This window comes from Bifidobacterium asteroides (genome assembly GCF_009683175.1).
In the GTDB taxonomy this organism is placed as follows: Bacteria; Actinomycetota; Actinomycetes; order Actinomycetales; family Bifidobacteriaceae; genus Bombiscardovia; species Bombiscardovia asteroides_H.
The window spans coordinates 192,355-218,678 of sequence record NZ_WKKW01000003.1; the positions used below are offsets into that span (position 1 = coordinate 192,355).

Genomic DNA, 26,324 nt, shown 5'->3' on the forward strand with positions numbered 1-26,324 from the left:
TCATATGATAATCGCCTCTTACGCTGCTGGGGCAAGCCGGTCGACAATGTGAGAAGGCTGTCAAGACGTAACAGGGTCGGAATAGGCGCTCTCCGGCTCCTGTTGAGCCTAGCAAAGGCAGAAGTATGCGAGGAGGAATCATGGATAAGAACAAGATTTCGACCAACAACCCGGCCACGGTCGTTCTGGCTGGAGGATGCTTCTGGGGCATCGAGCGGTTCTTCCAGGAGGTGGACGGGATCATCGACACGCAGGTGGGATACGCCCAGTCCACAGTGCCCAACCCCAGCTATGAGCAGGTCTGCAGCGGTGTCACCGACGCCGTGGAGAGCGTGCGGCTGACCTATGATCCCCATGCGGTCAGTCTGCGGACCCTGACCCTGCTTCTGCTGGATGTGATCGACCCCTTCTCGGTGGATCGGCAGGGTAACGACCGGGGCCGGCAGTATCGGAGCGGCCTCTACTGGGATCCCGAGCATCGCGAGCAGGAGGAGCCCGTCTTCCGACGCGCCTTGGAGGAACTGGAGCGCAGGACCGGCCGTCATCCCGCTGTGCAGGTGGAGGCCCTGATCAACTTCTATCCGGCGGAGGAGTCCCACCAGGACTACCTGCTCAAGAACCCCGGCGGATACTGCCACATCCCGCTGGAGGCCATTGCCAACGCCGCCTCCCGCCAGCGCTACATCGAGCGCATCTGGTCCCTGGATCCTGAAAGCTACGAGGTGACCCAGCACGCGGCCACCGAGCGGCCCTTCGCCAACGCCTACGACGGGGAGTTCCGCCCCGGCATCTATGTGGACGTGGTCAGCGGGCAGCCGCTCTTCTCATCCGCGGACAAGTACGATTCCGGATGTGGCTGGCCCGCATTCACCAAGCCCATCGATCCCGACCTGCTGGTCAACCGCAAGGACTACAAGCTGCTGGGTCGGCCCCGGATCGAGGTGCGGACGGCACAGACCGGCATCCATCTTGGGCACGTTTTCGACGACGGTCCGGCCGACCGTGGCGGGCAGCGCTACTGCATGAACTCCGCCGCCCTGCGGTTCGTGCCGCGGGACCGGATGGAGGAGGAGGGCTACGGAGACTATCTGCCCCTGGTGGACGGAGCAACCGCCTGACCAGGCCCGGTCCTGAGGGTTGTGCTATACTGCTTCTCGGCTTGAGAAATCAAGAAAGCGGATGATCCCACCTGGGGGCCTTCCATGGCTTCGGGTTCGACCTGCGCCGGTGACGGTCGGCCGTCATCTTGTGCGGTGCGGGTATTGGCTGTTTCACTGCCATACGGCTGCGACAGTCATGTTCGAAACTATGGGTTCTTCGCTGGGCAGTGGATGTTGTGGTATTTGAGAAGGAGTCATCATTAGCGACGAACCAAGGATTAACGACGATATACGAGTGTCTCAGGTACGCCTGATCGGGCCCAACGGCGAGCAGGTGGGAATCATTGCGACCTCCGTCGCCCTCAACCTGGCCAAGGAGGCCAACCTTGACCTGGTCGAGGTTGCACCCAAGGCCAAGCCTCCGGTCGCCAAGCTCATTGATTACGGCAAGTTCAAATACAACGAGAAGATCAAGGCTCGTGAGGCGCGCCGCAACCAGAGCATGTCGGAGATCAAGGAGATCCGCTTCAGATTGAAGATCGACGACCACGACTTCGAGGTCAAGGAGGGGCACGTGCGCCGCTTCCTGTCCGCCGGGGACAAGGTCAAGGTCACCATCATGCTGCGTGGGCGCGAGCAGTCCCGGCCCATCGGCGGCGTGGAGCTCCTGCGCAAGCTGGCTGACGACGTCGCGGATCTGGGCTCCATCGAGTTTGCCCCCAAGCAGGAGGGGCGCAACATCATCATGACCCTCTCGCCCAAGGGCAAGAAGGTCCACACCCAGTCCGAGCAGCGTCGGCGGGGCGGCCAGGCCCGTGCCGAGCGCAAGGCCCGTCAGGCGGCCCATCTGGCTGCCAAGGCCGACAACAATACTTCTCCCAAGCAGATGAAATCCAAGGAGGGCAGCAATGCCGAAGATGAAAAGTAACTCCGCCGCATCCAAGCGCGTCCGGACCACAGGTTCGGGCAAGCTCATGCACGCCGGGACCGGTATGCGCCACAATCTGGAGCACAAGTCGGCCAAGAAGCGTCGTCACCTGTCCACTGACGAGGTGCTCGCTCCGACCCAGTCCAAGAACATGAAGAGGATGCTGGCCCGCTGAGCGGGTGCTGTCGCGTCGAGTGAGATTTTAGAAAGCTGAGGAATATCTATGGCACGAGTCAAGCGGGCAGTCAACGCGCATAAGAAGCGTCGGGTCGTCCTGGAGCGGGCGTCAGGCTACCGTGGCCAGCGCTCCCGTCTCTACCGCAAGGCCAAGGAGCAGCTGCTCCATTCATATACATACAACTTCCGGGACCGCAAGGCCCGCAAGGGCGACTTCCGCAAGCTGTGGATCCAGCGCATCAACGCCGGATGCCGCGCCCAGGGAATCACCTACAACCGCTTCATCCAGGGGCTGCGCCTGGCCGGGATCGAGCTGGACCGCCGTGCCCTGGCCGACCTGGTCGTCAACGACATCGACACCTTCAACGCCATCGTGGCCGAGGCCAAGAAGGCCCTGCCTGCCGATGTGAACGCTCCGGTCGCTGCCTGATCAGCGGACCTGAACACCGTATTGCAGGAACCTCGCCTTTCGCGGGGTTCTTTGCATATTTGACCATTCCTCAGGGGGACGGTAAGTTGATTGACGACAATGATGCCGGGAGCCGCCATGAACGATGATCACAGCCTAGACGCATCGGCTGTCTCGGCAGAATCGGCGGATCAGGTCAGTCCATCACCGGGCAGCGGCACTGCCAAGCGGGCCGGATTCAGTCAGCCGCGCCCTATTTTGCGGTCGCGGGTTTTTCTCTATGTGACGGAGTTCTTCTCGGGGATGGCCGTCATGGCCGCCGAGCTCGGGGCCTCCCGTCTGCTGGCTCCTTACTTCTCGTCCTCCCAGATCGTGTGGACCATCATCATCGGGACCATCATGATTGCCCTGGCCCTGGGCGCCGTTATCGGCGGTCGCTGGGCCGATAGAAATCCTGACCCGGACAGGCTCTACCTGTGCATTATGGCCGCGGCCGTCTGGATCGCCCTGATCCCCCTGGTCGGCAAGTATCTGATCATCCTGATCTCTGGACTTCTGATCGTGGCCGTCTCCACGAATTTCCTGGTCCTGGCGGCCTTCATCTCCTGCCTGATCATCTTTGTTCCGCCCCTCTTCCTCCTGGGCACCATCACCCCCGGCCTGGTCAAGAGCGCCACCGACTCCCTGGACGACAACGCTTCGGTGGTCGGTCGACTCAGCGCCTGCAACACCGTGGGGTCCATCCTGGGCACCTTCCTGCCCACCTTCGTGACCATCCCTGCCGTAGGGACCTTCGTCACCTTCCTGATCTTCTCCGGGATACTGCTCCTGGTGGCCTTGGCCTACTTTCTTTCCTCCCAAGCCCACCGCTTGGCCTGCCTGATCGCCACGGTGGCCTTTGTGGTCTCGGCCGCCCTGTCCCCGATGACGGGGTTCGCCTTCTGGGAGAAGGGCCTGGCCTACGAGGGCGAGTCCATCTACAACTACCTGCAGGTCAAAACCCTGGCGGACAGAACCATCCTTTCCACCAACGTGCTCTTCGGCGTCCAGTCGGTGACCATGAAGCATCCCGGGATGACCGGCATGTACTACGACACAGCCCTGGCGGCGCCGCTCATGGCCGATCAGGCCCGCTCGGCCCTGATTCTGGGGATGGGGACAGGGACCTACGCCCGGCAGCTGAGGCGGTACTATCCTCGGATGGCCATCCAGGGGGTTGAGATCGATCGGACCATCAGCGATCTGGCCATCAAGTATTTCGATCAGCCCAGTGATATTCCGGTTTCCACATACGACGGGCGAGCCTGGCTGGCAGCCAGCGCTCAGCGCTATGATCTGATCATGGTCGATGCCTATCAGGACATCACCATACCCTTCCAGATGAGCTCCACCGAGTTCTTCAACCTGGTCAGGAAGCACCTGAATCCGGGTGGTGTCATGGTGGTCAACATGAACATGATCGACGACGGCCAGGGGTCCATCAATGCAGCCCTGACCAACACCATCACCAGGGTCTTCGGATCCGACGCCATTCTGATGGCCGACGTGCCCCAGACCACCAATCGCGAGCTCTTTGCTCGTCGCCCAGTTTCCGAGGCTTTTGCGGAATCTGGGGGACTCAAGAAGGCAGCGATGCGGGACTATCCTGGTTCTGACCTGCTGGCAGAAGCTGCCTCCAGGGTCAGTCCTGATCCGGACCTGTCCCAGATGATGGAGCAGGTCAGCTCCCGCCTGCGCACGGTTGGAAATGCAAAGGGGAGGGTATTGACCGATGACAATGCGCCGGTGGAGTTGCTGGGCATGCACGCCATCGACGGCATCATCAGCAGGGAGGCCGGCCCCTACCGACGCATTCTTCAGCAGGAGGGGATTCAAGGGCTGATCCGTGAGGTCTCCTAGGCGGTCGTCTCAATCCCAAGCGCGTTGGAAGCATGGAAACAGAGGAGCGTAGCGTTACTATGGCCTGAGACCAGCACTGATGAAAGAGAACCGGAGGTTAAGCGGTAGTGGACGGTGATCATCAGGAGGGGCTGACCGCATTGTTGGACCAGTTCCTGGCCTACACCGGTCTGGAGCGGGGTCTTGCACCCGCCACGGTCAAGGCTTATAAGTCCGATCTGACCATGTATATCAACTGGTTGTCCGGCCGCGGCATCACCAGCCTGGAGCAGATCCAGACCGCCGATGTGGAAGGTTTTCTTGCCCATCTGGCCGATGAGAGTCCAGCCAGCCGCTCGCGGAGGATGGCCGCCGTCCATGAGTGGCATCGGTTCGCCCTCAAGCAGGGGGTGACCGACCAGGATGTCTCCCGTACTGTCAAGGCTCCCAAGGGTACCTCGGCCCTGCCGGATGTGCTGGACGTGGACCAGGTGACCCGGCTGCTGGATGTGGCCGCCATGGGCGGGTCCAAGGATCCGGTGGTCCTGCGAGACAAGGCCCTGCTGGAATTCATGTACGCCACCGGCTGCCGGGTCTCGGAGGCCGTAGGCACCAACCTTGAGGACATGGACCTGGATGAGCGGGTGGTCCGTCTGACCGGCAAGGGCGACAAGCAGCGTCTGGTGCCCATGGGATCCTATGCCTGCCAGGCCATGCAGACCTACCTGAATCTGGGACGGGCCAGCCTGTGCAATCGGGCCACCAAGGGCAGGGAGCTGCGGGCCGTCTTCCTCAACAAGCGCGGCAAGCGGCTGACCAGGCAGACGGTCTGGCAGGTAGTCAGGGATGCCGGTCGCCGTGCGGGCCTGAACAGGCCCCTGCACCCCCACACCCTGCGGCACTCCTTCGCCACTCATCTGCTCGAGGGAGGCGCAGATGTGCGGTCGGTCCAGGAGCTGCTGGGCCACGCTTCGGTGACCACGACGCAGATCTACACGCATGTAAGCCCCCAGGCCCTGATGGAGACCTACCAGACGGCCCATCCTCGCGCTCGCTGACCCGCCAACCCGCGAATGCGGTCGGAAACTTGATAGGGTAGAGGCATGCCTACGGATTTGTTAGGGCGCGAGTATGAGACGTTCGCTGCCCCGGAGCCTTTGAAACAGCACGGCCCGGCCCGTGTCCTCGCCATGTGCAACCAGAAGGGCGGCGTGGGCAAGACCACCTCATCGATCAACATCGCTGGGGCCATGTGCCAGTATGGGCGACGGGTGCTGATTGTGGACTTCGACCCCCAGGGCGCGGCCACCGTGGGTCTGGGCATCAATGCCAACAGCGTGGACAACACCATTTACACCGCCATGTTCGACACCACCCTGGATGTTCACGAGGTGGTCCGGCACACCCGTTTTGACGGTCTGGACATCATTCCGGCCAACATCGATCTGTCAGCCGCAGAGATTCAGCTGGTCACCGAGGTCGGCAGGGAACAGGCCCTGGCGGCCACCATCCGGCCCCTGCGGCAGGAGTATGACGCCATCATCATCGACTGCCAGCCCTCGCTCGGTCTGCTGACCGTCAACGCGCTGACCGCCGCGGACGGGGTCATCATTCCTGTGGCGGCCGAGTTCTTCGCCCTGCGCGGTGTAGCGTTGCTCATGCAATCCATAGAGAAGGTTCGCAGCCGCATCAACCCCGACCTGCAGGTTTACGGGGTACTGGTCACCATGTACACCAAGACCCTGCATTCGGATGAGGTGCTTCAGCGCATATACGAGGCCTTCAAGGACAAGGTCCTGCACTCCATCATCAGCCGGTCCATCAAGCTGCCCGACGCCACGGTGGCCGGCGAGCCCATCACCATGTTCGCCCCCGAGCACAAGACCGCCAAGGAGTATCGGGAGGTCGCCCGGGAGCTGATCGCCCGCGGCATCGTGGCGTGAGCGGATCATCGGACGGCTTTGCCGTCGATCTGGATGTCTACCAGGGGCCCTTCGACCTGCTGCTGGGCATGCTGGCCAACCGAAAACTCTCCCTGACGGAGGTCTCCTTGGCCTCTATCACCGGGGAATTTCTGGACTATGTGCGCACCCTGGACTTCAGCCAGGGCCTGGACCAGGCCAGCGCCTTCCTGGATGTGGCCTCGGTTCTGGTGGAGGCCAAGAGCGCTGCCCTCCTGCCGGTGGAGGACGAGTCCATGCGCGACCAGGCCTCCATGGATGCCCTCCGGGAGCGTGATTTGCTCTTCGCCAGGCTGCTGCAGTACCGGGCTTTCAAGCAGGCGGGGCAGGACTTCCGAGCCAGGCTGGCCGCCAACTCGGGCCGCTACCCGCATCCCGGCCATCTGGAGCCCCAGCTGACCCATCTGTTGCCTGATCTGGTCTGGACTCTGAAACCAGAGGATCTGGCCCTGCTCTGTGCCAATGCCCTGGTCAACGCTCCGGCTTCAGAGGTTCGTTTGGACCAGCTGCACGTGCCCTTGGTTGATCTGAACAAGGAGGCCGACCAGGTTCGCCGGGCCCTGCTGGCACAGCCCGGCCAGCCGGTGGCCTTCGCCGATCTGGTTGCCTCCTCCAAGGGCCGGGCACAGGTGGTGGCCCGATTCCTGGCCGTGCTGATCTTCTTCAGGCAGGAATTGATCCAGTATCGTCAGGATGGCCCCTATCAGCCGCTCTACCTGCGCTGGGTAGGGCCGACCCAGGAGCCGGAAACGGCCTTGATCAGTGAGGGGGACTTTGCATGAGCCAATCCTCGGCTCCCGATACCCGTCCCGAATATGTGGACTTCGACGTGCAGGACTTTCCCGGCGGACTGGCCGCCTGTCTGGAGGCCATTCTGGTGGCCACGGACCGGCCGCTGACTGCAGAGGATTTCTCCCGGGTTCTGGCCGTGGACCCGGCACCGGTCAATGCCGCCCTGGAATCGCTGGCCGAGTCCTACAGCGACCGAGGATTCGAACTGCGCCGGACCGCCCGGGGCTGGCAACTGGCCAGCCGGGCCGCCTACCAGCCCGTTGTGGCGGCTTTCGTCAAGGACGGTCAGACGGCACGCCTCTCCCAGGCGGCCTTGGAGGCCCTGGCCATCGTGGCCTACCGCCAGCCCATGACCCGTGCCCAGGTGGGTCAGATCCGCGGGGTCAACTCCGACGGGGTCATCCGGGCCCTGCTGGTGCGCGGCCTGGTTCGTGAGGAGGGCCTGGACGAGCAGACCCACGCCGCCCTGCTGGTCACCACTGATCTCTTCCTTGAACGGATGGGCCTGCAATCCTTGGAGGATCTGCCCTCCCTGGCCCCCTTCCTGCCCGACGAGGACTCGGCCCTGGCCCAGGCCCGCCAGGAGCTGTCCGGTCAGCTTCAGTCCCCGGATCCGGCCCAGGGTTCGCCCCAGGGCGAGGAGCAGTGATCGCCTGTCACACAAGGCGGTTACACTTGTCTCTGTTTGTCCAATTCCTGGACCACGCCAGCCGGCAGACAGGTCGGTGGGGGCATGGATAGCATTCACGAGAATGAGGTTTTGATGGCGGTACGCGGCGATATACGAAATGTGGCGATTGTGGCACACGTTGACCACGGTAAGACCACCCTGGTCAACGCCATGCTGCAGCAGTCGCACGTCTTCTCCGAACGGGAGGAGGTGCCCGACCGGGTCATGGATTCCAACGACCTGGAGAAGGAGAAGGGCATCACCATCCTGGCCAAGAACACCGCCGTCAAGTACACAGGCCCTCTGGCACCCAAGCTGGGCCAGCCCGACGGCATCACCATCAATGTGGTGGACACCCCCGGCCACGCCGACTTCGGCGGCGAAGTGGAACGCGGCATCTCCATGGTCGACGGCGTGGTGCTGCTGGTGGACGCCTCCGAGGGACCCCTGCCCCAGACCCGCTTCGTCCTGCGCAAGGCCCTGGAGGCCAAGCTGCCCGTCATTTTGGTCATCAACAAGACCGACCGTCCCGATGCCCGCATCTCCGAGGTGGTCTCCGAGTCCACCGATCTGCTCCTGGGTCTGGCCCAGGACGTGAGCGAGGAGGGAGTGGACCTGGACCTGGATTCCCTCCTGGATCTGCCGGTGATTTACTGCGCAGCCAAGGCCGGCAAGGCCTCCGTCAACCAACCCGCCGACGGCGCTGTGCCCGACAACGACGACCTGGAGCCGCTCTTCGAGGCCATCCTGAACAACATCCCCGCCCCGGAGTACGAGGAGGGCGCGCCCCTGCAGGCCCATGTGACCAACATCGACGCCTCGGACTACCTGGGCCGTCTGGGCCTGGTGCGCATCTACAACGGCACCCTGACCAAGGGCCGCCAGTACGGTCTGTCGCGCGTGGACGGGTCCATCGAGAACTTCAAACTGACCGAGATCCTGCGCACCAAGGGCCTGCAGCGCTTCCCGGTGGATGAGGCCGGCCCCGGAGACATCGTGGCTGTGGCAGGTGTGGAAGACATCATGATCGGCGAGACCATCGTCGACCAGGACGATCCCCGCCCCCTGCCTTTGATTCACGTGGATGACCCGGCCGTCTCCATGACCTTCGGCACCAACGATTCGCCCCTGGCCGGCACCGAGGGCAAGGATCACAAGCTGACTGCCCGCATGCTCAAGGACCGTCTGGACCGCGAGCTGATCGGCAACGTCTCCATCAAGGTGCTGCCCACCGACCGTCCCGACGCCTGGGAGGTCCAGGGCCGTGGCGAGCTGGCCCTGGCCATCCTGGCCGAGCAGATGCGCCGAGAGGGTTACGAGCTGACCGTGGGCCGCCCCCAGGTGGTCACCAAGACCGTGGACGGCAAGCTTCAGGAGCCCATGGAGTCCGACACCATCGACGTGCCCGAGGAGTACATGGGCGCGGTCACCCAGCTCATGGCCGACCGCAAGGGCCGTATGGAGACCATGACCAACCATGGATCCGGCTGGGTCAGGATGCAGTTCACCGTGCCTTCCCGTGGCCTGCTGGGCTTCCGCACCGCCTTGCTGACCGCCACCCGAGGCACCGGCATCTCCTCGTCGATCTCCGCCGGCTACGCCCCCTGGGCGGGCGACATCAAGACCCGGCAGAACGGGTCCATGGTCTCCGACCGCTCAGGTAAGGCCAGCCCCTACGCCATGCAGAAGCTCCAGGCCCGCGGCGAGTTCTTCGTCAAGCCCCAGTCGCCCGTCTACGAGGGGCAGATCGTGGGCATCAACAACAAGCCCGGCGACTTGGACATCAACATCACCCTGGAGAAGCACATGACCAACATGCGTTCCTCCACCGCCGACGTGCTGGAGACCCTGACCCCGCCCATCGACATGAGCCTGGAGGAGTCCCTGGACTTCGCCAACGATGACGAGTGCGTGGAGGTGACCCCCGAGTCCATCCGCGTGCGCAAGATCATCCTGGACAGGGATGCCTGGTACAAGTGGAACGCCCGCCAGCGCAGGGCCAACAAGAAGTAAGTCTTCTCTCACAATCAGAACAGTCCGACCCGGCCGCCCCACGGTGACCGGGTCGGACTAGTCTTGAACCCATGAAGTCTCAGGTTTTCAAATCCAAGGACCAGGCCGCCTCCCATTCGACGGGGGAGTCTGGCAAGGCAAGTCTCTTCCGCTGCCTGCTGGGACTGCCCATCGGTCTGGCTGTTGGCGTGCTGGGAACCCTGGTCCAGCGTTCCGGGGCCGCCCAGGGTCTGCCCTGGGGGATGGTCCTGGCCTATCTGCTGGTGGCTCTGGCCTCCTGGTGGGTCCGTTGCGACAGCGGCACCATGGGTCTGGCCCTGCATCTGGTGGCCTCGACGGTCACGGTCTGGCTGCTCTCCATGCGGGGGCCGGGCGGTGATGTGCTCATGCCCTACGCCAACTTCCCCACATTCTTTGCCAAGTATGCGGTCTTCCTCTGGATGGGTGGACTGGTCCTTATCCAGACCCTGGCCATCTGCCTGCCGGCCTCCTGGTTTGCTGACGGTCCCCTGCGTCGTCATGGGCGATCCGCATGAGCCAGGCTTCGTCAGACCGTATTCCCCTGCACTTCCTGGGACCCGAGGGGACCTTCACCCATCAGGCCGCCCTTGAGGCCGCCAACCTCATGGAGACAAGGCTGGGCTGCCAGGCGTATCTGAGGCCCTGCACGGATGCGGCCGCCATTGTGGCTGCCGTGGAGGAGGGCCGAGGCTGGGGGGTGCTGGCCTGGGAGAACAACGTGGAGGGTCATGTGGTGCCCAACATGGATGCCCTGATCGACGCTGAATCGGTAGCGGGTTTCGGCATGGTCCGCCTGCCCATCGTCTTCGATGCCTTCGTCCGGGCCGACCATGGCCCCCTGCGCCAGGTGGGCGCCCACCCTCATGGACTGGCCCAGTGCAAGGGCTTTATCAAAGAGACCGGCCTGAATCCGGTGACAGCCAACTCCAACGCTGCGGCCTGCCGTGATCTGGGCCCCGATCAGGTGGCTCTGGGTCCGCGCATCTGCGGGAGCCTCTACGGACTGGAGACCTACCGGCGTGAGGTTCAGGACTATCAGGGGGCCCGCACCGACTTTCTGATGCTGGCTCCCCGGAATCAGGCCGCCGGGCTGGCACGCCGTCTGACGCCGGGAGGGGATTTCGAGTCCATTGTCACTTTTATCCCCCTGAATACCGGGCCGGGCGTGCTGGCCAACCTGCTGGACCGTCTGCGCGATGCGGGCCTGAACATGACCTCATTCATGTCCCGGCCCATCAAAGGGCACGACGGGACCTACAGCTTTGTAGCCAGCATCGACGCCGCACCGTGGCAGAAGGGTCTGCATCAGGTGCTGGCCGACCTGCTGGAAAGGGGGGACTGGCTCAAGACCCTGGCGGTCCATCCGCGCACCCCGCATCCAGCTCCCCCCATCCGTGAATGGATGCTGCCCAGGGCGGGGGCCTTCCGGGGTGAGGACCCTGATTCCGAGACGATCAGCAAGGAGTTGCTATGGTAGATGAATCCGCGACCTTCCCACACATGGACCTGTCCGGGCCCGAGCACATGCACCCGATAGCAGGCATGGCCGCCTCGCCGGTGCTGACCTCGGCCCACAAGATCGCCGTGGCGGGACTGGGTCTGATCGGCGGGTCGCTGGCCCGTCGCCTGGCCGCCCGTGGCCGGTTCGTGATTGCATGGAACCATAACGACCGTCCCTATGAGCAGGCCCGCAGCCAGGGAATCCATTGCGTCGACACCTTGGAGGAGCTGGCCAAGGGCAAGGCCGACGTGCTTGTGCTGGCCACCCCCTTGCGGGCCATGCCCGACGTGCTCCAGGCCTTGGCACCCGTGCTGACCCGTGGCACCACCCTGACCGACGTGGGCAGCGTCAAGGGACCGGTCCGCAGGCAGGTCGAGCAGGCCGGTCTGGCCGATCGTTATGTAGGCGCCCATCCCATGGCAGGCAGCGAAGGCTCCGGCTATGAGGACTCGGACCCGGCCCTTTTGGAAGATGCCCTTTGGGCTCTATGCGTCGATGAGCATACGGACTACAGCCGCTTTTTGACAGTGGCCGACATGGTCACTCAGGGGCTGGGCAACCGGCTGATTGTCCTGGACGATGCCACCCATGACCGTGCTGTGGCATTGATCTCGCATATGCCCCATGTGGTGGCCACCGCCCTGGCCAACATGCTGACAAGGTCGCCTGACCGCCGTGTGGCTTCGGCCCTGGCGGCCGGATCCTGGCGGGACATGACCCGTGTGGCCCTGACCGACCCGGAACGAACCCGGGCCATGGTGGAGGAGAACGCAGACCAGGTGGCCGACCTTCTGGATGTCCTGGTCGAGAATCTGCAGGGCACGGCTTCCCTTTTGCGGGATCAGAAGCCGGAGACCGGCGAAAGGCGTAAGGACTTCTTCCTCCAGGCCGATCCCTTCCGGCGTTACAAGGCTGCCTTGAGCGACCAGGAGCAAATCCCCACAACTGATTTGGAACTGGATTCGCAGGAGGGCAACTGGCGGCAGGATCTGCTGGATTCGGCCCTGCGCGGGGAGCAGGTCTCGGCCTTCCTGACCACAAGCCGGGCCCGGGTGTTGTACCCGCCGGTCATCGACTGAGACTGGAAGGGTCCGGGCGGGGCGAGCGGCGTTCCGGGACCGGCTTCAGCGCCACCATGTCTGCCGCCTGAAGGGTCACGCGCTCCCCGGGACGCGACCCATTGGCCGCCGGGTCCCTGTCCAGGATCAGCCGCCGTCCGTCCCAGTCGACCACATGGCCCACATAGTCGCGGAATTTGGGCCTTCCGTCTTCCGGGTCCTGTCCCAGGGCAATCCTGACCACCAGCCGTGCTCCGGCCGGTATGGTTGCTGGCAAACGCATGGCCATCCACCTCCTGGGTCAGTATCGCCTGCGGCTGCGACGGGGTGAAAGAGCCTAGACTGTATTGCATATACTGCACAGCCAAGCGAAGGGAGCGCCCGTAGTGGACCAGGATCTGCAGGACTTTACCGACTATCTTTCCCGGGTGGCAGGCAAGAGTCCCAATACCGTGCGATCCTATCGGGCCGATCTGGCGGGCTTCCTGCACCTGATGCATCTGCACGGCATCGATGACCCTGCACAGATCGACCTGGCCACCATCAGGTCCTGGCTGGCCCACGAGGCATCGACCCACGCCCGCTCGACCATGGCCCGGAAGACAGCGGCGCTGAGGTCCTTCTTCGGCTGGCTCAGCCGGCACGGCCGCATCGAGACTGACCCCACCCTGGCCCTGAGTAGCCCCAAGCAGTCCGAGCACCTTCCACGGATCCTGACGCACGACCAGGCCCGCACCCTGATGGATACTGTCGACCAGGATCCGGTCGAGCACCGGGAGGACGAGAAAGTTCAGGCGGCCCTGCAGATGCGGGACGCGGCCATGCTGGAGCTGCTGTACGCCACAGGCATGCGTGTGGCCGAGCTGTGCGGGCTGGATCTGGATGACGTGAACAGGCGCAGCCGCACTGTAAAGGTCCTGGGCAAGGGTTCCAAGGAGCGGGTCCTGCCCTATGGCCTGCCCGCCGATCGAGCCCTGGATCGCTGGCTGGGGGAGGGGCGGCCGGTCCTGGCGGGCGCAAGGGCCAAATCGGCCCGCAAGGCGGGTCAGGCCCTCTTCCTGGGTCAGCTGGGCGGCAGGGTTGGCCAGCGCCAGGTCCGCAAGGTGGTCCACCAGGCGGCCGGTCAGGCCGGTGTGCCCGACATCGCCCCCCACGCCCTGCGGCACTCGGCCGCCACGCATATGCTGGATGGGGGAGCCGACCTGCGCGAGGTTCAGGAGATGCTGGGCCACTCCTCCCTGCGAACCACCCAGCGCTACACCCACGTCTCCATCGAGCAGCTGCGGGCCCGGTACAGGCAGGCGTTTCCCCGGGCCTGAGATTCGGCAAGTGAGACGAGACCTGTCCTGTGAAACATACTGGTATCAGAATGTGGCGTATCGCAGCCTACACGTCAGTCAAGGAACGGCGGTCAGGAACCTTCGAGGTGTACGCGCGACGGTGAGAACCAGCTCAACAAGGGGGCAGTAGCCATGAAGAAGGGTTCAAAGCTTACGCTTGTATCCGCAACCATCTGTGCCTTGGCGCTCTTGGCCAGCGGCTGCGGCGGTGGCGGCACCAACACAGAGGGTGCCGAGCAGTCGTCCAGCAGCCAACCCAGCAGCAACACAGTGGTCTCGGTCCATGGATGCGAGCCGGCCCAGCCGCTCATTCCCAGCAGTACTGCGGAGAGTTGCGGCGGGCAGGTCGTAAACGCCATCAACTCCAGACTGGTCCGCTTTGACGACCAGGGCAAGGCCCGCAACGATCTGGCCTCCGAGATCAAGGGCAACGACGACATGTCCCAGTACAAGATCACCCTGACTGACGGACGCAAGTTCTCGGACGGCACTCCAATCACCGCCAAGTCATTCACAAGGGCCTGGTCCTGGAGCGCCAACGTGACCAACGGCCAGCTGAACGCCAGCTTCTTCTCCAACATCAAGGGCTTTGACGATCTGCAGAAGCAGGGTGTGCCTGCGGATGCCCAGTTCTCCGGGTTGAAGGTCATCGACGATAAGACCTTCACCGTGGATTTGAGCTCGCCCTCCTCCACCTTCCCCATCCAGGTGGGCTACATGGCTTTCGCGCCCCTGCCCGAGTCCTTCTACAAGGACCCCAAGGCCTACGGGGAGAACCCGGTCAGTTCGGGCCCCTACAAATTTGAGTCCTGGCAGCACAACGGCATGATCAAACTTGGCAAGAACAGCGACTACAACGGTGATATCAAAGTCCAGAACGGCGGCATTGACTACAAGGTCTACACCGACTTGGGTTCCGCCTATTCGGATGTGCAGGCGGGCAACCTGGATGTGATTGACAGGATTCCCACCTCCGCCGTCAAGACCTTCATGACGGACAGCATGGTCCAGAGCTACAACAAGCCCGGTTCCGGCCTGCAGATGTTCACCATTCCCACAGCCATGGAGCACTTCGGCCAGGATCGGGAGGGTCACCTGCGTCGTCAGGCCATCTCCATGGCGATTGACCGCAAGATGTTGATCGACAAGGTCCTGGGCGGTCTGGGTGTCCAGCCCACCGACTTCACCGCACCTACCATCCCGGGCTATGCCAAGAGCCTCAAGGGTTCGGACAAGATCAAATACAACGCCAATAAGGCCAAGGAGTACTGGTCCAAGGCCGACGCCATCAGCCAGTGGCCGGCTGACAGGACTTTCAGGATGCTCTACAATGCAGACGGCGGTGCCAAGGATTTCTATGACGGCATGGCCAATTCCATCAAGAACACGCTTGGAATCAAGGCCGAGGCCACCCCCGTGCCCACCTTCAGCGAGTTTCGTGGCAACGTCAAAAAGCGCCTTTACAATGATGCGGCCTTCAGGTCATCCTGGTCACCCGACTACCCATCGCCTGAGACCTACCTGATGAGCAACTTCGCAAGCTCTGCGGCCGATGGGAATGGGTCCAACGACGGCGACTACAAGAACCCCAAGTTCGATGCCCTGCTCCAGCAGGCAGCCAAGGCCAAGGACACCGATGAGGCCAACAAGTTCTTCCAGCAGTCGGAGGAGATTCTTCTGCAGGACATGCCGGCGGTGCCGCTCTACTACGCCAACAACACCGGCGCCTCTGCCAAGATGGTCCATGGTATGCGTCTGGGCTGGGATGGCTTCCCGATCTTCGCGGAGCTTTCCAAGGACCAGTGATGGCAAGCAGCTGCTGACCTGAGACCGGCAAATGAGATGAGACTTGCTTTACGAAACATCTTCGTACCAGAATATGGCGTAATGTGGCTTACACGTCAGTCAGGGATCCTTGAGGTTCGGTCATCCCATTGTTCCTGGTCATAGACGTGAGGTTGACACTCAGTAAATATAAGCAATATAGGGAGCAGCAGCAATGAAGAAGGGTTCACAGCTTACGCTCGTGTCCGCTACCATCTGTGCTTTGGCGCTTTTGGCAAGCGGCTGCGGTGGAGGTTCAGACACCAAGGGCGCACAGCAGTCGTCCAGCAGCCAGTCCAGCAACGATACCGTCATTTCGGTCCATGGGTGTGAACCGGCCAAGCCGCTCATTCCCAGCAACACAGTTGAGAGCTGCGGCGGGCAGGTCGTGGATGCCATCAACTCCAAGCTGGTCCGCTTTGACGATCAAGGCAAGGCCCATAATGATCTGGCTTCGGAGATCAAGGGCAACGATGACATGACCCAGTACAAGGTCACCCTGGTCGATGGGCGCAAGTTCTCGGACGGCACCCCAATCACGGCCAAGTCCTTCACCCAGGCCTGGTCCTGGGCGGCCAATGTGAACAACGGGCAGCTGGCTTCCAGCTTCTTCGCCAACATCAAGGGCTATGACGATCTGCAGAAGCAGGGCGCGCCCGCGGACGGGCAGCTGTCCGGCCTGAAAGTCGTGGATGACAAGACCTTCACCGTGGATCTGAGCTCGCCTTCGTCCACCTTCCCCATCCAGGTGGGCTACACCGCCTTTGCGCCGCTGCCTGAGTCCTTCTATAAGGACACCAAGGCCTATGGCGAGAACCCGGTCAGCTCGGGCCCCTACAAGTTCGATTCCTGGCAGCACAACGCCATGGTCAAGCTCCGCAAGAACACCACCTACAAGGGTGATGTCAAGGTCCAGAACGGCGGCATCGACTTCAAGGTCTACACCGACGTTGCTGCGGCCTACTCCGATGTGCAGGCGGGCAACCTGGACGCGATCGATACCATTCCCACCTCGGCCCAGAAGACCTTCATGACCGACAACCTGGTTCAGGGCTACAACAAGCCTGGTTCCGTCCTGCAGATGTTCACCATCCCGACCACCATGGAACACTTCGGCCAGAACGAGGAGGGCCACCTGCGTCGTCAGGCCATCTCCATGGCTCTGGACCGCAAGATGCTGATCGACAAGGTCCTGGGCGGTCTGGGTGTGCAACCCACCGACTTCACCGCGCCGGCCATTCCCGGCTACTCCAAGAACCTCAAGGGTTCCGATAATCTGAAGTACAACGCCAAGAAGGCCAAGGAGTACTGGGCCAAGGCCGATGCCATCAGCAAGTGGCCTGCCGACAAGAGCTTCCAAATGGTCTACAACGCCGACGGCGGAGCCAAGGACTTCTATGACGGCATGGCCAACTCCATCAAGAACACACTGGGGATCAAGGCCATAGCCACGCCTGTGCCCACCTTCAGCGAGTTCCGTGGCAACGTCAACAAGCGCGCTTACAACGATGCGGCCTTCCGTTCGGCCTGGTCGCCCGACTACCCCTCGCCCGAGAGCTATCTGCTGAGCAACTTCGCCAGCTCGGCTGCCGATGGCAACGGGTCCAACGACGGCGACTACAAGAACCCCAAGTTCGACGATCTGCTGAAGCAGGCTGCCAAGGCCAAGGACACCAATGAGGCCAACAAGCTTTTCCAGCAGGCCGAGGAGATCCTTCTGCAGGACATGCCGGCTGTGCCGCTCTACTACGCCAACAACAAGGGTGCGTCAGCCAAGAATGTGCAGGGATTGACTCTGGGCTGGAACAGCTATCCGAACTTCGCGGAGTTGTCCAAGAAGAAGTGATGATCGTGCCGGAAACGGCATAATCCGTCGTCACTGACCCGGCCGGATCCGCATCAAAGCGGATTCGTGCCCGGGTCTTGTGTACTAGCGGCGGATTCGGGAAACCAACCAAAGGAAAGAGCAGCATATATGAAGAAGCAATCGGCCCTGACCATTGCTGGCGCCGGACTGTGCGTCATGGCGCTCACGCTGGGCGCCTGCGGCGGATCCGGCGGATCCGACTCCTCAGCCAAGGGAACCGACAGCGGCAGCTCGGATGCCGTCATCTCGGTCTTCAACCCTGAGCCGGCCAATCCACTCATTCCCAGCATGACCAACGAGGTGGGCGGTGGAAACCCCATCGACGTCATGTTCTCCAAGCTGGTCCGCTTCGACGACAAGGGCAAGCCGGCCAACGAGATCGCCAAGCAGATCAAGGCCAACGAGGACAACACCCAGTACACCGTTACCATCAACGACGGCTGGAAGTTCTCGGATGGCACCCCGGTCACCGCACAGTCCTTCACCAAGGCCTGGTCCTGGGCGGCCAACATCGCCAACAAGCAGTTGGGTTCCAGCTTCTTCGCCAACATCAAGGGCTATGACGACCTGCAGAAGGAGGGCACGCCTGGCGATGTCCAGCTGTCCGGCCTCAAGGTCATCGACGACAAGACCTTCACTGTGGATCTGACTTCGCCCTCGTCCACCTTCCCCATTCAGGTGGGTTACACCGCCTTTGCGCCGCTGCCTGAGTCCTTTTACAAGGACACCAAGGCCTTCGGCGAGAAGCCGGTGACCGTGGGACCCTACAAGTTCCAGTCCTGGGAGCACAACAAGGCCATCAAGCTGGTCAAGGATCCTTCCTACAAGGGCGGCATCAAGGTCAAGAACGGCGGCATTGAGTTCCGCGCCTACACCGATGCCACCGCAGCCTACCGCGACGTGCAGGCCGGCAACCTGGATGTGCTGGACACCCTGCCTGCCTCGGCCCGCAAGACCTTCCAGACCGACAACACGGTCCAGGCCATCAACGATCCCGGCTCGGTCATCCAGATGTTCACCATCCCGACCTACATGAAGCACTTCGGCCAGGATCAGGAGGGCAAGCTCCGTCGCCAGGCCATCTCCATGGCCATCGACCGGCCGACCATCATCAAGAAGGTGCTGTCCGGAACCGCCAAGGAGGTCCACGACTTCACCGCCCCCGTCATCCCCGGCTATTCAACCAGCATCAAGGGATCCGACGTGCTCAAGTACAACCCGTCCAAGGCCAAGGAGCTCTGGGCCGAGGCCAACAAAATCTCCCCCTGGGGCGAGGGCGACACCTTCAAGATCGCCTTCAACGCCGACGGCGCCCACAAGGAGATCTACGACGCCGTCACCAACTCCATCAAGAACGCCCTGGGAATCCAGGCTGCGGGCAACCCTCTGCCCACCTTCAGCGAGTTCCGCTCCAACGTGCAGAACCGCAAGTTCACCGACTCGGCCTTCCGCTCGGGTTGGCAGCCCGACTACCCTTCTCCCGAGAGTTACCTGTCCAGCAACTTCGCCAGCTCGGCAGCCAATGGCAACGGATCCAACGACGGCGACTACAAGAACCCCGAGTTCGACGGCCTGATGGACAAGGCAGCCTCCGCCAAGAGCATCGACGAGGCCAACAAGATCTACCAGCAGTCCGAGGAGATGCTCTTCCGCGACCTGCCCGCGGTCCCGCTCTACTACCAGAACTCCAACGGCGTGGCGGCCAAGAATGTCAAGGGATTCTCCTTCACCTGGAAGGGAACCCCCGCCTACTACAACCTCAGCAAGTGAGGTGACGGGAGTCTGAATCCCGCACCTTGAAACTGACACCGCCCGGGCCGGCGCGGAAGGATCCACTCCGCGCCGGCCTTGGTGTTCCTGCACCCCTGTTGAGGTGTGCTGGTAGACTCAAACAAGAATTTTTGCGGCGGCCCCGATCCCCATGCCGATCCCGGTCGCGGATGACAAAGGAGAATAGCCGATGGGAAAATATCTTCTGCGACGTATTCTGCAGATGATCCCCGTCGTTCTCGGTACGACACTGCTGATATACGCGCTGGTCTTCGCGCTTCCTGGCGACCCTGTGGCCGCCATGTTCGGGGACAAGCCGGTCAACCAGGCCGTTGCCGCACAGATACGCTCGGAATACAATCTCGACAAGCCCTTCATCGTGCAGTACGTGCTCTTTCTGAAGAACGCGCTGACCTTGAACTTCGGTAACACCTTCGCCGGCCAGCCCGTCATCAGCGTGATCGGCAGGGCCTTCCCGGTGACTATCAAGCTGGCCCTGATGGCCTTCGTCTTCGAGGGCATCTTCGGCGTGATCTTCGGCATCATCGGAGGCCTGACCAAGGGCAAGTGGTCGGACAACATCATCCTGGTCCTCTCCCTGCTGCTGATTTCGGTGCCTACCTTCGTCACCGGCTTCATCCTGCAGTATCTGTTCGGTGTCAAATGGAAGCTGCTGCCAGCTACAGCCGGAGCCAATCCGGGCTTCATTGATCTGCTCATGCCGGCCATCGTGCTGGGATCGGTATCCATGGCCTCCATCATCCGTCTGACCAGGACGGAGATCACCTCAAACATTTCCGAGGACTACGTGCGCACGGCCCGGGCCAAGGGCATGAGCAACCGGTCCGTCATTATGCGGCACGTGCTGCGCAACTCCCTGATCCCTGTGGTCACCTACCTGGGCGCCGACATCGGCGGACTCATGGGCGGGGCCATGATCACCGAGCGTATCTTCAACATCCAGGGTGTCGGCAACACCCTCTACCAGGCCATCCTGAGGGGCGAAGGCACCCTGGTGGTCTCCATCGTGACCATTCTGGTCCTGATCTTCGTCATAACCAGCCTCCTGGTCGACCTGCTCTACGCAGTGCTCGATCCGCGAATCCGGTATGCGTGAGGGAGAGGGACCGACTATGAGTGAAACGGCAATGAACGAGTCAAGCGAACAGAACGAAAGCCAGGCCCGCGTATACTTCCCCGACCCCTTGCCGGGGCAGGAGCGGTTCGTGGCCCCCATCGACGAGACGCCCCTTCGCGAGGTGGACTCGGTGGATGAGGACGTGCCGCCCACCAGCATGTGGGCCGACGCCTGGAAGACCCTGAGGCGCAACCCGCTCTTCATCATCTCCGCAATCCTGGCGATCGTGGTCATCCTGGTGGCCCTCTTCCCCAACCTCTTCGCCAAGCAGGACCCCATGGCCTGCAACCTGTCCAACTCCGTGGAGCCAGGTCGGCCGGGACACCCCTTCGGCTTCGACCTGCAGGGTTGTGACGTCTACAGCCGCGTCATCCACGGGGCCCGGACCTCGGTGGCCATCGGCATCATGACCACCATTCTGGTTACCGTCTTCGGCGGACTCATCGGCGCAATCGCTGGATTCTTCGGTGGCTGGGTCGACGCAGTGCTCAGCCGCATCACCGACATCTTCTTCGCCATCCCCATGATCCTGGGCGCCATCGTGCTCCTGCAGATGTTCCGTACATCCACCTCACTGTGGAAGATCATCCTGACCCTGACCCTCTTCGGCTGGGTCAACATGGCGCGTATCACCCGAAGCGCCGTCCTGGAGGCCAAAAACCTGGAATTCAACACCGCATCCACGGCCCTGGGCTCCACGCCCCTGCGCAACCTCTTCCGGCATATCCTGCCCAATTCCTTGGCCCCGGTCATCGTCATGGCCACCATGTCGCTGGGTACCTACATCGTCTCCGAGGCCACGCTGAGCTTCCTGGGCATCGGCCTGCCCTCCACCGTGGTCTCCTGGGGCGGGGACATCTCGACGGCCCAGACCCTCCTGACCACCAACCCCTCGGTCCTCTTCTATCCATCCGCAGCCCTGGCCATCACCGTGCTGGCCTTCATCATGATGGGCGACGCGGTCAAGGATGCATTGGATCCCAAGAGCAGAACGGCCTGAGTGGAGGAAGCATGACTGAAGCAGACAAGAACATGACCACCAATCAGGAGCAGCAGCCCCTGCTCGACGTGCGGGACCTGCAGGTGGACTTCACCGCCGATGGACGCACGGTCCACGCGGTTCGCGACGCCTCCTTCAACGTCTATCCCGGCCAGTGGGTGGCCATCGTGGGGGAGTCCGGCTCGGGCAAGTCCACCTCGGCCATGGCTGTCTTGGGCCTTCTGCCCGGCACCGGCAAGGTGACCGGCGGCAGCATCCGGCTCAAGGGCCGCGAGCTGGTGGGCCTGGATCGCAGGGACTACGAGGCGCTGCGCGGCTCCCAGGTGGGCCTGGTCCCGCAGGACCCCATGAGCAATCTGAACCCGGTCTGGCGCATCGGCTCCCAGGTCAAGGAGGCGCTGACCGCCAACCATATGGACGTCTCCCGGGAGAAGCGCTCCCGGCTGGCCAAGGCCCTGGCCGGCGACGAAGAGGTGAAGGTAAAGAAGTCCGACGACGAGCTCTTCATCTCCTCCAAGGATTTGCCTGGCCTGCTCGAGGCCGCCCGTAAGGCCCTGAACGATGCCGGGGTCGCCGACGTGGACAAGGCCATGGAGGCCATGAAGGCCGAGTGGGATGTGGGATCCGAGACCCGCTGGGGCGTGGCCAAGTCCCTGATCGACGCCGGTGTGGATGACGACACGGCCTGGACGCTGGCCAAGGAGCATGTGACCGGCTCGGACATGAACGACCGCATCGCCGGCCTGCTGTCCGAAGCTGGACTGCCAGAGGCCGCCACCAGGGCCCGTCAGTATCCACACGAGTTCTCCGGCGGTATGCGTCAGCGCGCACTGATCGCCATCGGCCTGGCCTCCCGGCCTGACCTGCTGATTGCGGACGAGCCAACCAGTGCCCTGGATGTGACCGTCCAGAAGCGGATTCTGGACCACCTGCGCAGCCTGACCGAATCCCTGGGCACCGCCGTGCTCTTCATCACCCACGACCTGGGTCTGGCGGCCGAGCGCGCCCAGCACATCGTGGTCATGTACCGGGGTCAGGTGGTGGAGTCCGGGCCCAGCCTGGAGGTCCTGCAGCACCCCCAGCACCCCTACACCAAGCGGCTGGTCCAGGCTGCGCCCTCACTGGCCTCCCAGCGCATCATCTCCGCCAAGCAGCGCGGTCAGGATGCCGAGGGCCTGCTGGAGCACCACGTCAAGGGCGAGAGCACCCTGGAGCGCAGCGAGCACGTCATCACCGTGGAGCACCTGACCCGAGAGTTCAGGCTGCCCCGGCGCAAGGAGATGTTCAAGGCCGTGGACGACGTCTCCTTCTCGGTCAAGCGGGGGACCACCCTGGCCATTGTGGGGGAGTCCGGCTCGGGCAAGTCCACCGTAGCCAACATGGTCCTGCACCTGCTGAAGCCAACCTCGGGCAAGGTGACCTATGAGGGCCAGGACATCGCCGGCTTCGGCGGACGTCAGCTCTTGGAATTCCGGCGGCACGTACAGCCGGTCTTCCAGAACCCCTATGGCTCCTTGGACCCCATGTATTCCATCTACCGCTCCATCGAGGAACCCCTGCGCATCCACAAGATCGGCAACGCCAAGTCCCGGCAGAAGCGTGTCAAGGAGCTGCTGGACATGGTGGAGATGCCCGAGTCGGTCATGGGGCGCTATCCCAACGAGCTCTCCGGCGGACAGCGTCAGCGCATCGCCATCGCCCGGGCCATGGCCCTGAATCCGGATGTGATCATCTGCGACGAGGCCGTTTCCGCCCTGGACGTGCTGGTCCAGGACCAGGTGCTGCGGCTGCTCAACGACCTGCAGGCCGAGCAAGGGCTCAGCTACCTGTTCATCACCCACGATCTGGCCGTGGTCAGGCAGATCGCCGACGAGGTGGTGGTCATGCAGCACGGCCGGCTGGTGGAGCATGCCACCACCGACGAGGTCTTCGACCATCCGCAGCGCCAGTACACCAAGGATCTGCTGGACGCCATCCCCGGCGGCAAGCTGCGCCTGGGTCTTGACTAGGTATCCTTTGCACAGACTCACAAGGAAATGAGGCATCATGGGATTGTTCGGTTTCGGAAAGAAACGCGCCAAGCAGCGGGCCGAGGAGGACCTCGAGGATCGGAAGGACCAGTCCAAGGACGCTGAGGAGTCTACTGAGAAATCTGATCTGACGACTGAGGCGGACCGCGATGAGACGGCTGCGGAGCAGGACGAAGCCGAGCAGAGCGGGAAGGGCCCCTGGGACAGCATGGACCCCGAGGCCCCCGACACCGATGAGTACTTGGACATCGGCGCCCTGATGTTGCCCTTCCTGCAGGGCAGTGAGCTCAGGCTCAAGGCCAATTCGCAGACCGGCGACGTGCTGGGAGCCACCATCACCTACAAGTCCTCCAGTCTGGAGCTGGAGCCCTTCGCGGCCCCCAAGTCCTTGGGCCTGTGGGACGAGGTCCGAGCCGACCTGCTCAAGGCCAATCCCTCCTGCAAGGAGGTGGACGGTGTCTTCGGCAAGGAGCTGACCCTGCCCGTCAAAGTCAAAGGCAAGAACCTGCTGACCCGTGTGGTGGGCGTCGACGGACCCCGTTGGATGCTGCGAGGCATCTTCTCCGGCCCGGCAGCCAAGGGTGGCAAGGAGAAGGATGTGCTCGACGGCTACCTGGCCGACCTGGTCGTGGTCCGTGGCGATGAGCCCCTGGCCCCCCGTGACCTGGTTCCCATGCATGCGCCCGTCACCCCCAATCAGCGCCGGGGAGAAGCCGAAGATTCGGAGTCCAAGGACGATGAGAGTGCGCAGATCCCCGGCAAGCCGGAGGGCCCCTTCGACTCGGACCAGCAGACCGAGGTGAAGACCACACTGTCTCGTGGACCCATGTTCTCGGAGGTCCGCTGAGGCTGTGAAGCAAAAGCATTCCGGGCTGGCAGCGCTGGCCGACGACGATTTCTCCGTCATGGAGGCCATCGGCGGATGGCGAGGGATCGTCGAGTCCCTGCTGCCAGGGCTGGTATTTCTGGTTGTCTTTCTGGTGACCGGCCGTCTGGGGCTGACCGTGGCGGTTTCGGCGGCCCTGGCCCTGGTGCAGCTGATGATTCGTCTGGTCCAGCGGCAGTCCTTTCTGGGTGCGCTGACCGGACTGCTTTCGGTGGGCATCTGCCTGGTGGCCGCATGGCTGACCCGGGATGCCCGCAACTATTATCTGCCAGGATTTTTGACCAACGGATTCTGGATCATCGTTCTTGGGGCATCGCTGCTGGCACGGATGCCCGGTATCGGCCTGCTGGTGGAGTACCTGCGCCGGCCTGTGGTCTCCGGGTGGAGACAGTGGCTGGACTCCTGGCGCAGTGAACCGGACCTGGTCCGGGCCTATACCCAGGCCACCCTGGTCTGGATCGCCGTCTTCGCGCTGCGCCTGCTGGTTCAGGTGCCGCTCTACCTGGCCGGTTTCGTTGGGTTTCTGGGCGCTGCACGCCTGATTCTGGGCCTGCCCCTGTTTGCCCTGGGCATCTGGATCAGCTGGCTGCTGATCGGCGGGCCCTACCATCGTCGCCAGGCTGACCAGGTTCAGGCTGACCAGGTTCAGGCCGACCAGGAGGTTCATGCCGATCATGACTGAGACCAGGGTTCGTCTGCGCATCGAACGCTATGCCGACCAGGGCCGTTGCGTGAGCCACCTGGAGGACGGCCGGGTGGTCTTCGTCCGCTTCGCCCTGCCCGGGGAGCTGGTGGAGGTCCTCCTGGACGAACCTCACGGCCGGGCCGGCAGATTCGCCACGGGCGAGGTCACCCAGGTGCTTGAGGCCAGTCCTGACCGCCGCCAACCCGTCTGGCCGCTGGCTGGACCCTTGGCCTGGGGTGGTGGCCTGGGTGGGGCCGATCTGATTCACGTCAGCCTGCCCGGTCAGCTAGCTTGGAAGGCCGATCTGATCGGTCAGCAGATGGCCCGTCTGGGCGGGGTGGACGTCCAGGTGCCGGTGGCCCGGATTCCGGGCGATGAGGAGCTGGGCGGCCTGCACTGGAGGACCCGAATCGAGTTGGTGGCCGACGATCAGGGCTGCCCCTCCATGCGTCGGCGGGGTTCGCATGACCGTCTGCCGATTCAGACCATGCCCCTGGCCACCCAGGAGCTGCTGGACATGGCCGACGAACTGGGCATCTGGGAGGGCGGCCTGCCCGCCGGTGCCCGCATACGCCTGGCCGTGCCCCAGCCGCGCGACGGGGGACCGGTCGGCGACAACTACGCCCTGCTGGTGGACGGTCGCCTGAGTAAGGGGAGCCGCCTGCTGACGGAGCGGCTGGAGGCCGGAGGAGGGCCTGAATACCAGGTCCGGGCTGACGGATTCTGGCAGGTCCACCGTCAGGCACCGGTCGTGCTGACCAAGACGGTCCTGGACCAGGCCAGGCAGGCCCTGGACGGGGTGGCCGAACCGGTCATCTGGGACCTCTACTGTGGGTCAGGGCTCTTCACCCTGCCCCTGGCCGCTCTGGCCGACGGACGGGCCCGGCTCCTGGCCGTGGAAGGGTCCGCCGGAGCCATTGCCAGTGCGAAAAACAACGTAAAGCGGGCCGGACTGGACCGGGTGGCCCTGCGTCGAGGGGACGTGGCCAAGGTCCTGGCTGGCGGTGCGCCCAAGGGGCTGGGCCATCCCGACCTGGTCCTGCTGGATCCGCCCAGGGCCGGTGCCAAGGCCCGAGTCTGCCGACTGCTGGCCGCCAGCGGGGCTGGGACCATCATCTATGTGGCCTGCGACCCGACCAGCCTGGCCCGGGATACGGCCACCCTGATCTCCCTGGGCTACAGCCCCAAGCACCTCGAGGCCTTTGACATCTACCCCATGACCCACCACGTGGAGACGGTGGCGGTCTTCACCCGCACGGCGGGAAGGCAGCGCTGA

Annotated in this window: 24 protein-coding genes; 23 read left to right on the forward strand and 1 reads right to left on the reverse strand. The window is 63.2% G+C overall.

The features are described from left to right. Positions 1-140 precede the first annotated feature (140 nt). From msrB to GKC41_RS06130, 13 genes are all read left to right on the forward strand, one after another. Positions 141-1,118, forward strand: a complete 978-nt coding sequence (gene msrB / locus GKC41_RS06070; protein WP_154313397.1) for a peptide-methionine (R)-S-oxide reductase MsrB — start codon at positions 141-143, stop codon at positions 1,116-1,118. A 238-nt stretch (positions 1,119-1,356) separates the two neighbouring features. Then, positions 1,357-2,028, forward strand: a complete 672-nt coding sequence (gene infC, locus GKC41_RS06075; RefSeq protein WP_029676114.1) for a translation initiation factor IF-3 — start codon at positions 1,357-1,359, stop codon at positions 2,026-2,028. Next, positions 2,009-2,203, forward strand: coding sequence for a 50S ribosomal protein L35 (rpmI, locus tag GKC41_RS06080; RefSeq protein WP_015021617.1), 195 nt, complete (start codon positions 2,009-2,011; stop codon positions 2,201-2,203). The genes infC and rpmI overlap by 20 nt, the downstream gene beginning before the upstream one ends. Positions 2,204-2,251: 48 nt before the next feature. Further along, positions 2,252-2,635 carry a 50S ribosomal protein L20 gene (gene rplT / locus GKC41_RS06085; protein ID WP_015021618.1) on the forward strand — a complete coding sequence of 128 codons (384 nt, stop codon included), beginning with the start codon at positions 2,252-2,254 and terminating at the stop codon, positions 2,633-2,635. A 117-nt stretch (positions 2,636-2,752) separates the two neighbouring features. Then, positions 2,753-4,513 (forward strand): spermidine synthase, encoded by a 1,761-nt coding sequence (locus GKC41_RS06090; RefSeq protein ID WP_229281671.1) that lies wholly within the window; start codon positions 2,753-2,755, stop codon positions 4,511-4,513. 107 nt (positions 4,514-4,620) lie between these two features. Then, positions 4,621-5,550: a site-specific tyrosine recombinase XerD gene (gene xerD, locus GKC41_RS06095; RefSeq protein ID WP_198219764.1), complete on the forward strand. Its 930-nt coding sequence runs from the start codon at positions 4,621-4,623 to the stop codon at positions 5,548-5,550. Between the two features lie 45 nt (positions 5,551-5,595). Next, complete coding sequence (locus tag GKC41_RS06100; RefSeq protein WP_154313398.1) at positions 5,596-6,435, forward strand: ParA family protein; 840 nt, start codon at positions 5,596-5,598, stop codon at positions 6,433-6,435. Continuing rightward, entirely contained in the window at positions 6,432-7,235 is an 804-nt protein-coding gene (locus tag GKC41_RS06105; protein ID WP_324612067.1) for a segregation and condensation protein A, read from the forward strand. Before GKC41_RS06100 ends, GKC41_RS06105 begins: the two co-directional genes overlap by 4 nt. Then, entirely contained in the window at positions 7,232-7,894 is a 663-nt protein-coding gene (gene scpB, locus GKC41_RS06110; protein WP_154313399.1) for an SMC-Scp complex subunit ScpB, read from the forward strand. Before GKC41_RS06105 ends, scpB begins: the two co-directional genes overlap by 4 nt. Positions 7,895-8,008: 114 nt before the next feature. Beyond that, entirely contained in the window at positions 8,009-9,928 is a 1,920-nt protein-coding gene (typA, locus tag GKC41_RS06115) for a translational GTPase TypA (protein WP_154313400.1), read from the forward strand. Positions 9,929-9,999: 71 nt separating this feature from the next. After that, positions 10,000-10,464, forward strand: coding sequence for an alcohol dehydrogenase (locus tag GKC41_RS06120; protein ID WP_154313401.1), 465 nt, complete (start codon positions 10,000-10,002; stop codon positions 10,462-10,464). Continuing rightward, positions 10,461-11,426: a prephenate dehydratase domain-containing protein gene (locus GKC41_RS06125; protein ID WP_154313402.1), complete on the forward strand. Its 966-nt coding sequence runs from the start codon at positions 10,461-10,463 to the stop codon at positions 11,424-11,426. Before GKC41_RS06120 ends, GKC41_RS06125 begins: the two co-directional genes overlap by 4 nt. Before the next feature lie 65 nt (positions 11,427-11,491). After that, positions 11,492-12,529: a prephenate dehydrogenase gene (locus GKC41_RS06130; RefSeq protein ID WP_195760192.1), complete on the forward strand. Its 1,038-nt coding sequence runs from the start codon at positions 11,492-11,494 to the stop codon at positions 12,527-12,529. Here the strand turns inward: GKC41_RS06130 and GKC41_RS06135 are convergent. Further along, complete coding sequence (locus GKC41_RS06135) at positions 12,519-12,791, reverse strand: DUF6725 family protein (RefSeq protein ID WP_154313450.1); 273 nt, start codon at positions 12,789-12,791, stop codon at positions 12,519-12,521. The two genes, GKC41_RS06130 and GKC41_RS06135, sit on opposite strands and share 11 nt — an antisense overlap. 103 nt (positions 12,792-12,894) lie before the next feature. Between GKC41_RS06135 and GKC41_RS06140 the strand changes: the two genes are divergently transcribed. The 10 genes from GKC41_RS06140 to GKC41_RS06185 all read left to right on the forward strand — a co-directional run bounded on the left by GKC41_RS06140 (position 12,895) and on the right by GKC41_RS06185 (position 26,324). Beyond that, positions 12,895-13,827 (forward strand): tyrosine recombinase XerC, encoded by a 933-nt coding sequence (locus tag GKC41_RS06140; protein WP_324612068.1) that lies wholly within the window; start codon positions 12,895-12,897, stop codon positions 13,825-13,827. 153 nt (positions 13,828-13,980) lie between these two features. Beyond that, positions 13,981-15,654 (forward strand): peptide ABC transporter substrate-binding protein, encoded by a 1,674-nt coding sequence (locus tag GKC41_RS06145; protein ID WP_154313403.1) that lies wholly within the window; start codon positions 13,981-13,983, stop codon positions 15,652-15,654. Between the two features lie 193 nt (positions 15,655-15,847). After that, entirely contained in the window at positions 15,848-17,518 is a 1,671-nt protein-coding gene (locus tag GKC41_RS06150) for a peptide ABC transporter substrate-binding protein (protein ID WP_154313404.1), read from the forward strand. A 129-nt stretch (positions 17,519-17,647) separates the two neighbouring features. Then, entirely contained in the window at positions 17,648-19,309 is a 1,662-nt protein-coding gene (locus GKC41_RS06155) for a peptide ABC transporter substrate-binding protein (RefSeq protein ID WP_154313405.1), read from the forward strand. A 190-nt stretch (positions 19,310-19,499) separates the two neighbouring features. Further along, positions 19,500-20,426: an ABC transporter permease gene (locus GKC41_RS06160; RefSeq protein WP_029678005.1), complete on the forward strand. Its 927-nt coding sequence runs from the start codon at positions 19,500-19,502 to the stop codon at positions 20,424-20,426. A 31-nt stretch (positions 20,427-20,457) separates the two neighbouring features. After that, complete coding sequence (locus GKC41_RS06165; protein ID WP_029678006.1) at positions 20,458-21,447, forward strand: ABC transporter permease; 990 nt, start codon at positions 20,458-20,460, stop codon at positions 21,445-21,447. Positions 21,448-21,458: 11 nt separating this feature from the next. Continuing rightward, on the forward strand, positions 21,459-23,456 hold the full coding sequence (locus GKC41_RS06170; protein WP_154313407.1) for a dipeptide ABC transporter ATP-binding protein: 1,998 nt from the start codon (positions 21,459-21,461) through the stop codon (positions 23,454-23,456). A 37-nt stretch (positions 23,457-23,493) separates the two neighbouring features. Continuing rightward, positions 23,494-24,324 carry a DUF3710 domain-containing protein gene (locus GKC41_RS06175; RefSeq protein WP_154313408.1) on the forward strand — a complete coding sequence of 277 codons (831 nt, stop codon included), beginning with the start codon at positions 23,494-23,496 and terminating at the stop codon, positions 24,322-24,324. 4 nt (positions 24,325-24,328) lie between these two features. Beyond that, positions 24,329-25,045 carry a DUF3159 domain-containing protein gene (locus GKC41_RS06180; protein ID WP_324612069.1) on the forward strand — a complete coding sequence of 239 codons (717 nt, stop codon included), beginning with the start codon at positions 24,329-24,331 and terminating at the stop codon, positions 25,043-25,045. Beyond that, positions 25,038-26,324 (forward strand): class I SAM-dependent RNA methyltransferase, encoded by a 1,287-nt coding sequence (locus GKC41_RS06185; RefSeq protein ID WP_154313452.1) that lies wholly within the window; start codon positions 25,038-25,040, stop codon positions 26,322-26,324. The genes GKC41_RS06180 and GKC41_RS06185 overlap by 8 nt, the downstream gene beginning before the upstream one ends.